Genomic DNA, 13,065 nt, shown 5'->3' with positions numbered 1-13,065 from the left:
AGCGAGTGCGAGGGGTTCCCCATGAAGCATTCGCATACAGGCATTGCTTCGTTGATATGGTTTATCCTGATCGTCGAGGCAGACGCCCACGATTGGTACACCGACAAGACTGACCCTGTTCTGCATTGGAAATGTTGCGGAAATCGAGATTGCCATCCGCTCGATGCCGACGACGTAAGGCCGGCCGAGGGGGGCGGCTTCTACGTCAAGCAACCTCAGCCTTACTATCGCAATGAGCCGCCAACAGGGGAATGGTTTATTCCCAAAGAGCGCGTCCAAGTTGCCCCGGACGACCGATACCATATCTGCGAGATGTTGGTGCCGACCAATCGGGTGGGCAAACTCACGATGAGATGGGCGTGCTTCTTTGCGCCTATGAGCACGAGCTCAATCGGGCGAAGCCGCTAAGATATAGCTCCGTCTTTGAGTTTGCGCATTCGTTCCTTGCGCAAGCCAGGGCTCGCAAGTGATCAGGCGGCGGGAGCCTTCACCTCCCACGGCGCCACCCAATCGCCGGCGACGCGCAGTTCAACGCCCGCATCGTCCTCGATGACCTTGCAGACGGTCATTTCGCCGGCCTCCTTGCCGTAGCGCGAGGCTGCTTCCTTGAACCGGTCGTGTGTTGCCCGCGTCAGCTCGTTGCGGGTGCCGGTGGCCGTCATCAATTCCTCGATGAGGCCGAGGTCTTTCAGGCAAAGCGCCAGCGGGAAGGATGGATCGTAATGCCCCGCGAAGATCGAGGGCACGTCATGCTGCATGACAAAGCTGTCGGCCGCCCCGCCCTTCATCGCGCTCCACCAGACGTCGGGATCCAACCCGGCAAGCTTGGCAGCGACCATTGCCTCGCCGATGGCGGCGGCGTGGATCTTCCACAGCTGGTTGTTGACGAGCTTGGCGACATAGCCATTGCCGTGCCCGCCGACCTTTCGGATCTCCCCCATCGCCTCGATCACCGGCCGCACATGCTCGACGTCGGCATCTTCGCCGCCAACGAACATGATCATGTCGCCGCGGATCGCCGAGTCCACGGAACCGGTCACCGGCGCGTCGACCGGCGCGCCGCCCTTGGCGCGGAAATCCGCACCGAGCGCGCGCATCAGGTCCGGGCTGCTGGTCGTGAGATCAATCCAGTACTTGCCCCGGCAATCGACCGACAGAAAACCATCCTTGCCCCGGAGGACGGCCTCGATCTCCTTCGGGCCGAACACCATCGTCACCACGACATCGACCTGGCTGAGCACATCGGCCGGGCTGTCTGCTGCCTTGGCGCCCCGTTCGACAAGCGGTTTCAGAGCTTCCGGTCTGACGTCGTAAACGACCATCTCGAAACCGGCGCGCGCAACGTTCAGCGCGGCGTTCCGGCCCATGGTTCCAAGGCCGATGAACCCAACCTTCATCGCTTTCCTCTCCTCCAAATTTTATCGCTTACTGTTCCCATGGCGGAACCCAATCGCCATCGAGGCGCATCGAGAGGCCGGAATCATCCTCGATGCGTCTCGCGACATGCAGCTCCGCCGCCTGGGCGCCATAGCGGCTCGCCGCGAGAGCGAAGGCGCCTTCGGCCGCGGTCGTCATGGGAAGTGCTGACCGGACATTGCGGTTCAATTCCTGGATCAGTCGCAAGTCCTTGAGGCACAGGTCGAGCGAGAAGGACGGGTCGTGATGGCCGGCGAAGATCGAAGGCGCGTCGTGCCGGACCACGAAGCTGTCGCCGACGCTGTTCTGGATCGCATGCCACAGTGTACCGAGCTCGACGCCGTTGGCGAGGCCCGTCGCGAAGCCTTCGCCGATGGCCGCGGCGGCAATGAACCAGAGCTGGTTGGTGACCAGCTTCACCACATTGCCGGTCCCGAGCGCGCCGCAATGGATGACCGTGCCGAGATGGCCAAGGACGGGCGCGGCGCGGTCGAACGATGCCTGGTCGCCGCCGGCGAACAAGGTGAGCTTGCCGTTCCTTGCGCCGTCCACCGCTCCGGTGACCGGAGAGTCGACGATCGTCACGCCTTCGGGTGCTTCGGCGGCAAGGCGGAAGACCAGTTCGTTGCGGTTGGTGGTGAGGTCGATCCAAAGGCTTCCCGCCTTCAGGCTCTTCAGCGCGCCGCTGTCGCCGGCCATGACGGCTTCGACGTGATCCGGTCGCGGAAGCGAGGTGAGGAAGATGTCGGCTTGCGCGGCACAGTCCGCCGCCGAGGAACAGGCCTTGGCACCCGCGGCGACCACTCTTTCGAGGGCGGCCGGATTGAGGTCGAAAGCAGTGACCGGATAACCCGCCTTCACCAGCCTCTGACACATGGGGCCACCCATGTTGCCCAGTCCGACGAATCCGACACGAGGGAAAGCCGTCATCTGATTTTATCTCCGGTGATGCCGATCAAAGTCTGTCGCCCTTCCGCGAGAGCTATCTGACCACGAAAGATGCATCCGGGACATCAGGCTGAAAACGTTGAAAAAACTCGGCCTCTCTAATAACCTCTGGTTATGAGGAAATATCGGACCGCCCTTCCCCCGCTCGACCTGCTCATCTTCTTCGAGGCCGCCCACCGCGTCGGCAGCTTCACCGGCTGCGCGACCGAACTGCATGTGTCGCAGGCAGCAGTCAGCAAACGCATACGCCAGCTCGAGGAGTGGGTTGGAGAGCCGCTGTTCATCCGCAACGGCAGGCGGCTTCAGACCACCGAGAGCGGCGACCAGCTCTATCAATCGGTGGGCACGGCGCTGGAGTTTCTGCGCCTTGGCCTTGAGAACCTGCGCGAAAACGCGCGCAGGCCGCTGTCGATCGCCGCGAACACCGTTGTCGGCATGTTCTGGCTAGCGCCCCAACTGCAGGCTTTCGGCCTGTCCGGCGACGCATGCCCGACGCGCCTGACGACCTCCGACAACACCAACGGCCTGCTCGCGGCCAGGAACGACCTGCTCGTGGTCTACAGCAACGGTGTGATCCCCGGATGGCAGACCACGCTGCTATTGCATGAGGAGATGGCGCCGATGGCATCCCCGGAACTCGCGCGAAAACTGAACGCCGATCCGACAGCCTCGTTTTCGTCGCTTCGGTCCAAGGACGGGCCGCCGATCCTGAATTATGCGCGAGGCGCGCCCGACTGGGTGGACTGGCGCGTCTGGTTCAGTTCGCTTTCCGTAGGAAGCTTGAAAGACTGGCGGGTGGAAATGATGAGCACCTACTCCCAGACGATAGGCGAAGCCATTCGCGGCAACGGCATCGCCTTGGGAAGCGTCGGGCTGCTGCAATCCGAACTGCAGGCCGGGCGCCTCGTGCTTTTGTCGAAGGATATCCTGCGAACCAACAGAGGATACTACCTCTGCCGCGACGACCAGTCGTCCCTATCGGAGGATGCGCGACGGCTTGCGGAATTTCTGGTTGCGGCGGCCGGAAAACAAAGAGCCCAGAGCAGGCCAGCCTGAAAACGGCACGGGCCAACCGGCCGTTTTGCTTGCCACTGACCGGCGATTGCGTTCACCGAACCGTCGTTGAGATGCTTGATGACGGAAGAGAGCGCCCTGTGGGCTGGAGCGTCCCATCCTCCTGCCTGTCGAGATCCTGGAGCGCCTCGGTCAGATTTTTCCGCGCTCTCGCCCAGTCCAGCGGCGCCCGCTCCTGGGTCCATTCCTCCAACGCAGCTCGATACGCGGCGATTGCCTCCTGCAACCGCTCGGTGCCGCCCCCACGCTTGCCGAGCGCTTCAAGCGCAACGCCGAGATTGTTTTGCGTCTTGGCCCAGTCGAGCGGCACACGTTCGCGGGTCCACACGTCGAGAACAGAGGTGAAGACGGCGACGGCCTCCTCCAATCGCGCCGTGTCGTTATCCCGCACTCCGAGCATCAGGAGTGCGATGCCGAGGTTGTATTGTGTCTGCGCCCAGCCGAGCGGCACGCGTTCCCGTGTCCGCTCCTCAAGGGCTGTGCGATATGCGGCTACGGCCCTTTCCAGGCTGCCTGTGCCGGCTTCGCGTGTACCAAGTCCCAAATACGCGTTGCCGAGATTGTTCTGGGCCGTTGCCCAATCGAGCGGTACCCGCTCGCGGGTCGATTCCTGCAGCGCGGCGTCGGCCGCGGCCGCGGCCTGCTTCAGCCGCGCGGTGCCGCTTTCACGCCAGCCCAACGCCAGAAGCGTGGCGCTGAGGTTGCACTGCGTGTTGGCCCAGTCGAGCGGCGCTCGCTCGCGCGTCTGCTCCTCGATCGCAGCGTGGAAGGCGGCCACCGCCTCCTCCAGTCGTTCCGTGCCGCTCTCCCGCTCGCCTAGCGTCGAAAGGGCGTGGCCGAGGTTGCTCTGCGTTACGGCCCATCTGAGCGGCACCCGCTCGCGGGTCTCCTCTTCCAAGGCGGCGCGATAGGCGGCGACGGCCTCCTGCAACCGCTCTGCGCCGGCCTCGCGCTTGCCGAGTTCCAGAAGCGCGTGTCCGATACCGCCTTGTGCCGTCGCCCAATCGAGGGGCACGCGCTCTCGGGTCTCTTCCTGCAGCGCGGCGCGATAGGCGGCGAGGGCTTCCTCCAGCCGCGCCGTCCCACTTTCTCTCTCGGCGAGCGTCAAAAGCACGCTCCCGAGGCCGACCTGCGTGGTCGCCCACAGCAGAGGCACGCGCTCGCGGGTCGATTCCTGCAGCGCTGCGCGGTAGGCAGCGACGGCCTGCTCCAGGCGCGCCGTGCCACGCTCCCGCCCGCCGAGCACATGTAGAGCATTGCCAAGATTGATCTCGGTCATCGCCCAGTCGAGCGGCGCTCGCTCGCGGGTCTGCTCCTCAAGTGCGGCGTGGTAAGCTGCGACCGCCTCCTCCAGCCGACCCGTGCCGCTTTCGCGCTCGCCGAGGGTCAGAAGCACGCTGCCGAGATCGAGCTGCGTGGCGGCCCAGTCGAGTGGTGCCCGTTCGCGCGTCCACACTTCGAGAATGGCACTGAAGACGTCGGCGGCTTCCTCAAGCCTCGCCGTGCCGCTTTCGCGCTCGCCGAGCCTCGCCAGCGCGACGCCCAGATTGATCTGCGTCGCGGCCCAGTCGAGCGGCACCCGCGCCCGGGTCCGTTCTTCAAGCGCCGCACGAAGCACGCCGACGGCTTCCTCCAGCAGCACCGTCCCCCTCTCCCGCTCGCCAAGGAGTCGAAGTGAAACGCCGAGACCATGCTGTGTCGCGGCCCAATCGAGCGGTAGTTGAGCGCGAGGAGTGAGATCGAGCAGGCGCCGCCATCGTTCGATCGCAGTTTTGAGTGCGGCATTGTCTCCGAATTCGTCCCCTTGCTGACGGAGCGCTGAAGCCTCCTTCTTGAGGTAATCCCGCCTCGCGCCGGACTGTTTATCGGTCGAGGGAAGCGCCTGCGCCGCACTCGCGAAATGTTTTGCGGCGTCCATATAGCGCAGACGGCCAAGCGCCAGGTCGCCGCGGCTGGCAAGGGTCGCCGCACGGCTGATCGCCAGACTCTCCTGCGCCTGGGCCTGCTTGTCCTCGATCTCGGCGAGCAGGGTATCGGCCCGGTCGAGCTCGCCAGCCTTCACCGCCGCCTCGGCGTCATTCTTGAGCGAGGCGATCTCCGCAGTATCGCCTGGCTTGGCTGCGGCGACCGCCTGCAACTCCTTGAACCTTATTGCTATCTCGACAAGCTTGCTGGCAAGCTGCTCGGGCGGGATGTTTTTCTCACCGAGGATTTCGAAGACGGCCCGTATCTGACCGTTGGTCAGGTCGAGAGTTTGCCGCACATTCTCGACGGTCCTTTCGCGCTCGTTGGCCAGTTCCCGAAGCGTTTCGTTGGTGGTCAGGTATGCCTTTCTTGCCTCCTTGAACTCCTCGACAATCGTTGCAAGCAGCTCGGGCGGAACGCCGCAGACATTCGAAATCTGGCTGGCACCGACAGAGCCGGAAATCGCAATCGCGCAGTTCTTCGCTTCATTGTCCTCTAGCGCGGCCGCAGGCGGAACAAAGCCTGGCTGCAAACAGAAACAAATCGTGACGGCCATGCCCGAGATTGCGCTTCGCATAACCAACCTATTTGTTGGTGGCGCTACTGCCTGAATTGCTGATGGTTGAACTGGATACATCCCCGCCGATGGCGATGCCGCTGTTCTCCGCGGATATCGCGGCCCCTTGGCCGACATAGACCCAGGCTGCAATTCCCAGAATTGCCACTGACCAAACTGCGACGATGATCATCTGCAAAAGCCGATAGGCCTGTGCTGGCGGGAGCATGGGAAAGATCTTCTTGCGAATAATCTCACGGAAAAGCAGTAGAAACACCCCCAAGGCAAGCCCGCCGATACCGGCTATTTGTCCAACGACCTTAAGCAGCTCGACATCCATGACGGCCTGTCCCCGCGTCCATGGGCAAACGTATTAAGTAACGGCAATACAGACTATATCATTATTTGCGCATATGGTCACGAACTCGCCAAGATCCGCAACGCGCCTTCGCCGACCCGAGCCAAGCAACCGTTAATCTAATGTCGCGTTAGCTCGCCAGCTCCGGCCAGCGCGGACGCGCTGGCGGCGCGGCAGCCCACCGGGTTTGAGGTCGGGGCAATGTCCGGCCCCGACGCAGGCGCTGGAGAGAATTCACTCCATGGACTATTTGAATTGATCGGCATGGCACGGCACGGCCAAAACCCTATTGTGTTTGTGTGAGCTGCAAGCACAAGCGGAGCCGAACACCATGACCCTGACCAATCGAGACCTCGTCGAACTGACGGCATGGCGACGCAAGCTGCACCGGCAGCCGGAGATCTCCAACGAGGAGGAGAAGACCGCGAAGGAGGTCGTCGACTTCCTCGCCGATACAAGCCCGGACAAAGTGCTGACCGGATTGGGCGGCCATGGCGTGGCGGCGGTCTATGACAGCGGGCAGGAAGGGCCGACGGTGCTGTTCCGCTCGGAGCTCGACGCGTTGCCGATCCATGAGCTTTCGGACGTCGAGCATTCCTCGCAGGTGCCGGGCAAGTCGCATATGTGCGGCCATGACGGGCACACCACGATCCTGGCCGCGCTCGGCCGCCAGCTTGGGCGGCAAAGGCCAGCGCGCGGTCGCGTGGTGCTGATGTTCCAGCCGGCGGAGGAAACCGGCAATGGTGCCGCCGGCGTCGTCGCCGATCCGCGCTTTTCAGAGATCGCGCCGGACTTCGCCTTCTCGCTGCACAATCTGCCGGGCGTGCCTTTCGGCGAGGTGCGGCTCAAGGCCGGCGTGGTCAACTGCGCCTCGCGCGGCATGCGGATCATGCTCGAGGGCAAGACCGCGCATTCCTCCATGCCCGAAACCGGCGTGTCGCCGATGCTGGCGGTGAGCCGGCTGATGCCGCAGCTGCCGGCGCTCGGGCGCGGCACTTTCGCCGACGATGATTTCAGCATGGTCACCGTCACCCATGCCGCGATGGGCGAAGCTGTGTTCGGCATCGCGCCCGGCTCGGCGCAAGTGTGGGCGACGCTGCGCACAAGGCGCGACGAGCGCATGGCGGAGCTGGTCGCCGCCGCTGAAGCGCTGGGCACGAAGATCGCGGCCGGGCATGGCCTTTCCGTGCGCTTCGACTATCACGAGATTTTCGTGGCCAGCGTCAATGCGCCGGACGCGGTGGAGCATCTGAACCGGGCGCTGGACGAGGAAGGCGTGCCGCGCGGCGAGGAAGCGCTACCGATGCGCGCCTCGGAGGATTTCGGCATCTTCGGGCACAATGCCAAATCGGCGATGTTCTTCCTTGGCGCGGGCGAGCGCTACCCGGCGCTGCACAATCCGGACTACGATTTCCCGGACGACCTGATCCCGATCGGCTCGAGGATTTTCATGCGCACGGCGCGCAATCTTCTCGGTTGAGAGCTTGAAGGAAAAGCGCGGCGCTCACTCCTCTTTCGCATCCTTGCCGCCGTTCGGAGCTTTCCTGCGGGGCCTGCGGAGATTGTCGAAGCCCAAATAGTGGTCGGCATCCGAGGTGTTCCATCTGCCGGCGAGAAAGATGATTGCGATGGCCGCTGCGAACAGCAGCAAGGCAAAGAGCGTATCCATGCCTCTCATCTAGTGCGTGAGGGTCGGGCGGACACCTCTCGCCGCCACCGACCCGGCGCGCTCCGCGCGTGCCGCCAGCGCGCCTGTATTGTTATGCCGCCTCACCGCCTGTATGAGCGGGGATGACCTCGATCTCCCGTCTTGCCGCGCTCGTCCTGCTTGCGGCCATTGCATTCGCCACGCTCTCGCCGATCCAAATGCGGCCGCACCTCGGTGACGCCAATCTGGAGCGCGCCCTGGCCTATGCCCTGTTCGGCCTTGCCCTGGCCTTTGGATTCCGCGCCCGCCTGGTGCAGGCAATGTTGTTTGTCTGCACCGTGGCCGGCGTATTGGAACTGCTCCAGGCGATCGATCCCGGCCGACATGCCCGCCTCCAAGATGCCCTCGTCAAAGCTGCGGCCGGCTTGATGGGGATTGCCATAGGACGAATTGTCTTTGCCGTCGCCAGCAGGGCCGCGCGCCCGCAATCCAGGCAACCGCGATCGTCCTCCAAGCCCAAAGGTTTAGGGCTTGCCAGCGATTGACTTTCGGCGACGACGGGCAGCAACGCCAACGGTCTTGCCTGCGCTGCCCGCCATTCCTACTCTCACGCGGCAGCGCGAGCATCTCCTGCGACCGACCGAAACATCTCTTCGGAGGACGTTCAAATTTCAGCAATCGTGCGAGCAGCGAGGCGCAATTCCAGGAAAAGCGTGTAGCGGTTTTCCGTCCCGAATTTCAGCGTAACAAGGAGCAGGCCATGGCACGCATCGTCGTCATTGGAGGCAGTGGTCACGTCGGGAGCTATTTGGTGCCTCGGCTCGTCGAGCTCGGGCATGAGGTCGTGAATGTGAGCCGTGGCAGGGCGGTGCCCTATCGCCCCCATTTCGCCTGGAGCGCAATCGAGAACATCGCCATCGATCGCGCCGCCGAAGAGAAGACGGGGCGGTTCGGCACAAGGATCGCGGAGCTGCGTCCCGACGTCGTGATCGACATGATCTCATTCGATCTGCCGAGTACGCAACAGCTGGTCGAGGCGCTGCGCGGCAAGATCGAGCATTATCTGTTCTGCAGCTCGATCTGGGTGTACGGCCGCTTCTTCACGGTCCCGTCGACCGAGGCTGATCCTCCGAACCCCATCGACACATACGGGACGAACAAGGCCGCGATCGAGGCCTGGCTGTTGCGGCAGGCACGCCTGACTGGCTTTCCGGCGACCTGCTTCCGGCCCGGCCATATCGTCGGAGAGGGATGGAACCCGATCAACCCGATCGGCAATGCCAATCCGGCTGTCTTTTCGTTGATCGCCCGTGGCGACGAACTGGTTCTGCCCAATCTGGGGCTTGAGACGGTGCACCATGTTCACGCCGACGATGTCGCCCAGTGGATCATCCGCGCGATCGAAAACCGCGCGGCCTCGATCGGCGAGGCATTCAACACGGTTTCCGAGCAAGCGGTCACCCTGCGGGGTTATGCCGAAACCGTCTATCGCTGGTTCGGCAAGGAGCCGCGCATCGCGTTCAAACCCTTCGACGAATGGATCCTCGATCTGGACGGCGACGATGCCGTGGGCTCCCGAGGGCATGTTATCCGCAGCTCATGCCACTCGATCGAGAAAAGCCGGCAGCGCCTCGGCTACAAGCCTCGGTATACGAGCTTCGAGGCGATCCAGGAGTCCGTTCGGGCGCTGATCGTCGCCGGGAAGGTTGCCGTCCCGGATGCCGGCTTTGCGGGGAAGGACAGCTGACTGTTCCGCTGCACGATTTCTTCGCGCGCGACGCCATAGCCGTGGCGCGCGAGATGATCGGCGTGCGGCTTGGGCTCAACGGCGTCGGCGGCATCGTCATCGAGACCGAGGCCTATCTGGCCAACGATCCAGCCTCGCACAGCTTTCGCGGCCGCACGCCGCGCAACGCGGCGATGTATGGCTCGCCCGGCACCGCCTATGTCTACCGGTCCTACGGCCTGCACTGGTGCCTGAACGCCGTGTGCCTGCCGGGCAGCGCGGTGCTGATCCGCGCGATCCAGCCGCAATCCGGCATCGCGGCGATGCGCGGCAGGCGGGGAACCGGTGACGACAGGCTGCTCTGCTCCGGTCCGGGCAAGCTCTGCAAGGCGCTCGGCATCGATGGTTCGCACAACGGGCTGTCGATGATCGCGCCGCCCTTCGAATTTGCCCGCTCCGAAACCAATCCAGCCGCGATCCTCAGCGGACGCAGGATCGGGATTTCCAGGGGCGTGGAAGCCGAGTGGAGGTTCGGTCTTGGCGGATCGCCCTATCTCAGCCGGAAGTTTTGAGCGAGGTGCCGGCGATGCCCTGACAACTTGGCGCTGCCCCCAAAGGCAGGTAAGCCGGAGAGATCGCAATTTACGATTCCACATTGTCGCTTGCTGCGATTTATCTTGCAGAAGATATCGCTATTTGCGATACTTTCCCTCATGAAACGGGTCATCCTCCTCCCCGCTGCAGGTAAGGCCCTTCGCAAACATTCCGCCGACAGCGCGCGCATTCTCGACAAGATCGAAGCGTATGCGGCCGACCCGGCAACGTTGGCCAACAACGTGAAGACTTTGCAGGGCTCGACCGCCCGGCGGCTTCGTGTCGGCGATTTCCGAGTGGTGTTTGAGGAAACGGAGACCGAGATTATCGTCACGAAGATCGGGCCGCGCGGCTCCGTCTACGACTGACGTGGAAAGGCTGGACACATGGGTAAGAGCAGCACGATGACCTTTCTTACGACGCCGGGCGGCGAGGAACTGGCGATTATGCCGCGTCGCGAATTCGAAGCGCTGCAAGAGGCCCTTGAGGCCGCCGAGCATGCGCGTGATGTCGCGGACTATCGCGCCGGCCGCATTCCCGGCCTCACCCCCGACGAAGCACGCGCTCTGGTCAATGCCGTGTCGCCGCTCGCTTTCTGGCGAGGCTACCGCGGCATGAGGCAAACCGAGCTGGCAAAGAAGGCCGGCATCACGCAGAACTATCTTTCCGAGATCGAGAACGGCAAACGGACTGCGGGCGTCTGGAAATTGTTGAAGCTTGCGGCAGCGCTCGATCTTCCAGTCGAGGCGATCGTCGAAGAACCTGACTGACACGGCTGACGCCGTTCGTTCTATCTCAGCCACAGGTTTTGAGCGGCACGCACAACGCGTCTACCAGACCGGAAGCCGGTATCCGGAATTGGCCGGTCCTTTCGGGTATACCCCTCCTAGCTGTCTCCTTGCCGGAAGCAGAGTTCTGTGTTTTCTCCGGCATACCTAGGAGAATCTTGAGGATGAGAATTGCAATGGTCGTGGCGTTGAGCGCGGTGGTGGCTGGATGCGTGAGCTCTCCGGTCGACTACGGAACGTCGCTCTCGCGGCAGGACCCGAAATGGGCGTCGCCGGAGTGCCAGCAAGCCCGTATGGCGGCCTCGGACTACGCCGCCCGCGAAAAAGAGCACCCCGGCTGGGGTTTCGGCGTCTTGCTCGGCCCGTACAGCATGGGAATGGTAGCGGCGGTCAAGGAGCATGAGCAGCAGCAGCGACGGCTTCTCGCCCGGCAGATGCATCTGCAGTGCTCCAGCCAGCCATTGCCGAAGGAACTGGATTTCGATCCGGCAATCTACGCGCCAAAGAAGGCGCAGTATCCATAAGCGGGTGGCTGCGCGTTCCAATCCCTACTGCGGCCGTGCAGCCTTCTTGTCGAAGGCGTAGGTGAGGATTGCCACGCCCGTTTCGGTCGCGACCTGGCTCAACAGTTTCAGCGTCGAGGGCGCCTGCCCCGCCTCGAAAAGGCGAAAACCTTCGCCCAGCACCAGCGGGTGGACTATCAGCACCAGTTCGTCGACAAGCCCGTGCCGCATCAGCGCGCGGAGCAGCTTGCCGCTGCCGAACATGACCAGCGACTTGTCATGAGCTTGCTTGAGCTGGCGCAGGGCTGCCTCGCCGGCAAGCAGCGTCGAATTTTCCCAGCGAAGCACGTAATCTTGATCATGCGAAACGACGAACTTACGCACGTCGGTCAGCGCCTTGGTCATCGGACTGGCAGGCTGGCGGACGACCCAGCCTTCGTAGAGGTCCTCATAGGTAGTCCGGCCGGCGAGCAGCGACCATCCGCCGGCCATGGCGTGGCCAATGACCTCCTGCATCTTGGGGTCGCTGCCCGGGTTGCCCCAGCCGCCATGGGCAAAACCATTGCGCGTATCTTCATCGGCGCGCGCCGGTGCCTGGTACACACCGTCCAGCGTCAGATGCTCGATGGCGACGATCCGTGCCATCAGCCTTCCTGCCACGCGGCAAGCAGGGGGCCTTCGCTGCCATAGACCGGGTCCTTCTCCGGACGGCCGACCTTGGGGATGGTGCGCAACGCCTCGGCGTGCTGCTCGGCGCGCGTGCACAGATCGTAGGTGCCGAAAGGCGGATAGGCGCCGACGACCAGGAGATCGGATGACGAGGACAGGCGTTGGTGGCCGGTGCCGGCCGGCAGGATCGCGACGTCACCGGCCTTGACGTTAAGCACCTCGCCCTTGTCGCCGCCGAAGCGGACCTCGGCCGTGCCGCGCGCGATACCCAGCACTTCATGGATGCGCGAATGGTAATGGACGTAATCGTAGATGCCGTTGCGCCAACCGTCGCCCCAGCCATTCGTGCTGAAGAGATCCTCGAAGACGGACGCCGGATCGACATCGTCCGGTAGCGTCACGGCCCCGGGGTAGACGATGATCGGCCAGCGCGGATGGTTGGGCACCAGGCCGTCATCGGCGAAGCGGAAGGTGAGCGGTTCACGCTTCTCGACAAGTTCCGCAAGTTTCGCGTGTCTTGGCATGCCCGAGACCTTTCCGCCCCTTGATTGCTGATCGTGCTCAACCAGCGGCGGCGCGCTTTGTTCCCGGACCTGTCGCTTGCACCTTGCGGCGAAGCAAGAGCGCCGCCAGCGTCCAGCTTCGGTCTCCCCACAAGGGGAGATTGGCAGCTTTGTCGGCGGCGCTCTCTTTGCAACGCCGAAGAATGGCGAAAGCGGCAGAGTGCGTAGTCTCCCCCCTTGAGGGGGAGATGGCCGCAAAGCGGCCAGAGGGGGTCGTCTCACATAGAGCGCCGACGCCTTGTGGGAATGAAAAAGAG

Annotated in this window: 16 protein-coding genes; 9 read left to right on the top strand and 7 right to left on the bottom strand. The window is 63.5% G+C overall.

What is annotated here, in order from left to right; genetic code table 11:
• Nucleotides 1-21 precede the first annotated feature (21 nt).
• Nucleotides 22-408, top strand: coding sequence for a hypothetical protein (locus AC4FWB_RS13615; RefSeq protein ID WP_491026598.1), 387 nt, complete (start codon nucleotides 22-24; stop codon nucleotides 406-408).
• Nucleotides 409-470: 62 nt separating this feature from the next.
• Here AC4FWB_RS13615 and AC4FWB_RS13610 read toward each other — a convergent pair whose 3' ends face one another.
• Nucleotides 471-1,397 (bottom strand): NAD(P)-dependent oxidoreductase, encoded by a 927-nt coding sequence (locus AC4FWB_RS13610; protein WP_491026597.1) that lies wholly within the window; start codon nucleotides 1,395-1,397, stop codon nucleotides 471-473.
• Nucleotides 1,398-1,425: 28 nt separating this feature from the next.
• Complete coding sequence (locus tag AC4FWB_RS13605) at nucleotides 1,426-2,346, bottom strand: NAD(P)-dependent oxidoreductase (RefSeq protein ID WP_491026596.1); 921 nt, start codon at nucleotides 2,344-2,346, stop codon at nucleotides 1,426-1,428.
• Nucleotides 2,347-2,478: 132 nt separating this feature from the next.
• Between AC4FWB_RS13605 and AC4FWB_RS13600 the strand changes: the two genes are divergently transcribed.
• A complete protein-coding gene (locus AC4FWB_RS13600; RefSeq protein ID WP_491026594.1) occupies nucleotides 2,479-3,420 on the top strand; it encodes a LysR family transcriptional regulator in 942 nt (313 codons plus the stop codon).
• A gap of 52 nt (nucleotides 3,421-3,472) precedes the next feature.
• Here AC4FWB_RS13600 and AC4FWB_RS13595 read toward each other — a convergent pair whose 3' ends face one another.
• Together AC4FWB_RS13595 and AC4FWB_RS13590 are read right to left on the bottom strand one after the other, a co-directional pair.
• On the bottom strand, nucleotides 3,473-5,959 hold the full coding sequence (locus tag AC4FWB_RS13595; protein ID WP_491026593.1) for a tetratricopeptide repeat protein: 2,487 nt from the start codon (nucleotides 5,957-5,959) through the stop codon (nucleotides 3,473-3,475).
• Between the two features lie 28 nt (nucleotides 5,960-5,987).
• A complete protein-coding gene (locus tag AC4FWB_RS13590; protein WP_491026592.1) occupies nucleotides 5,988-6,299 on the bottom strand; it encodes a hypothetical protein in 312 nt (103 codons plus the stop codon).
• A gap of 349 nt (nucleotides 6,300-6,648) precedes the next feature.
• On the opposite strand from AC4FWB_RS13590, the gene AC4FWB_RS13585 reads away from it, so the two are divergent.
• Nucleotides 6,649-7,797: an amidohydrolase gene (locus tag AC4FWB_RS13585; protein ID WP_491026591.1), complete on the top strand. Its 1,149-nt coding sequence runs from the start codon at nucleotides 6,649-6,651 to the stop codon at nucleotides 7,795-7,797.
• Nucleotides 7,798-7,821: 24 nt separating this feature from the next.
• Here AC4FWB_RS13585 and AC4FWB_RS13580 read toward each other — a convergent pair whose 3' ends face one another.
• Complete coding sequence (locus AC4FWB_RS13580) at nucleotides 7,822-7,968, bottom strand: hypothetical protein (protein WP_491026590.1); 147 nt, start codon at nucleotides 7,966-7,968, stop codon at nucleotides 7,822-7,824.
• A 140-nt stretch (nucleotides 7,969-8,108) separates the two neighbouring features.
• Here AC4FWB_RS13580 and AC4FWB_RS13575 point away from each other — a divergent pair, with 140 nt between their 5' ends.
• The 6 genes from AC4FWB_RS13575 (at nucleotide 8,109) to AC4FWB_RS13550 (ending at nucleotide 11,597) form a co-directional block, all read left to right on the top strand.
• Complete coding sequence (locus AC4FWB_RS13575) at nucleotides 8,109-8,510, top strand: VanZ family protein (RefSeq protein WP_491026589.1); 402 nt, start codon at nucleotides 8,109-8,111, stop codon at nucleotides 8,508-8,510.
• Nucleotides 8,511-8,725: 215 nt separating this feature from the next.
• The gene (locus AC4FWB_RS13570; protein ID WP_491026588.1) at nucleotides 8,726-9,712 is read left to right on the top strand and encodes an NAD-dependent epimerase/dehydratase family protein; all 987 of its coding nucleotides are present in this window, start codon (nucleotides 8,726-8,728) and stop codon (nucleotides 9,710-9,712) included.
• Nucleotides 9,709-10,263 (top strand): DNA-3-methyladenine glycosylase, encoded by a 555-nt coding sequence (locus AC4FWB_RS13565; protein WP_491026786.1) that lies wholly within the window; start codon nucleotides 9,709-9,711, stop codon nucleotides 10,261-10,263. Before AC4FWB_RS13570 ends, AC4FWB_RS13565 begins: the two co-directional genes overlap by 4 nt.
• Nucleotides 10,264-10,404: 141 nt before the next feature.
• Nucleotides 10,405-10,653, top strand: a complete 249-nt coding sequence (locus AC4FWB_RS13560; protein ID WP_491026587.1) for a type II toxin-antitoxin system RelE family toxin — start codon at nucleotides 10,405-10,407, stop codon at nucleotides 10,651-10,653.
• A 36-nt stretch (nucleotides 10,654-10,689) separates the two neighbouring features.
• Nucleotides 10,690-11,055 carry a helix-turn-helix domain-containing protein gene (locus AC4FWB_RS13555; protein WP_491026586.1) on the top strand — a complete coding sequence of 122 codons (366 nt, stop codon included), beginning with the start codon at nucleotides 10,690-10,692 and terminating at the stop codon, nucleotides 11,053-11,055.
• A 182-nt stretch (nucleotides 11,056-11,237) separates the two neighbouring features.
• Nucleotides 11,238-11,597, top strand: a complete 360-nt coding sequence (locus tag AC4FWB_RS13550; protein WP_491026585.1) for a hypothetical protein — start codon at nucleotides 11,238-11,240, stop codon at nucleotides 11,595-11,597.
• A 24-nt stretch (nucleotides 11,598-11,621) separates the two neighbouring features.
• Here the strand turns inward: AC4FWB_RS13550 and AC4FWB_RS13545 are convergent, their stop codons facing one another.
• Nucleotides 11,622-12,221: a dihydrofolate reductase family protein gene (locus AC4FWB_RS13545; RefSeq protein ID WP_491026584.1), complete on the bottom strand. Its 600-nt coding sequence runs from the start codon at nucleotides 12,219-12,221 to the stop codon at nucleotides 11,622-11,624.
• Nucleotides 12,221-12,769 carry a cupin gene (locus AC4FWB_RS13540; protein ID WP_491026583.1) on the bottom strand — a complete coding sequence of 183 codons (549 nt, stop codon included), beginning with the start codon at nucleotides 12,767-12,769 and terminating at the stop codon, nucleotides 12,221-12,223. The genes AC4FWB_RS13545 and AC4FWB_RS13540 overlap by 1 nt, the downstream gene beginning before the upstream one ends.
• Between the last annotated feature and the right edge of the window lie 296 nt (nucleotides 12,770-13,065).

Source organism: Mesorhizobium sp. LEGMi-168a (genome assembly GCF_058312955.1).
The sequence above is the reverse complement of the archived record's forward strand: the minus strand, read 5'-3'. Positions and strand labels throughout refer to the sequence as shown.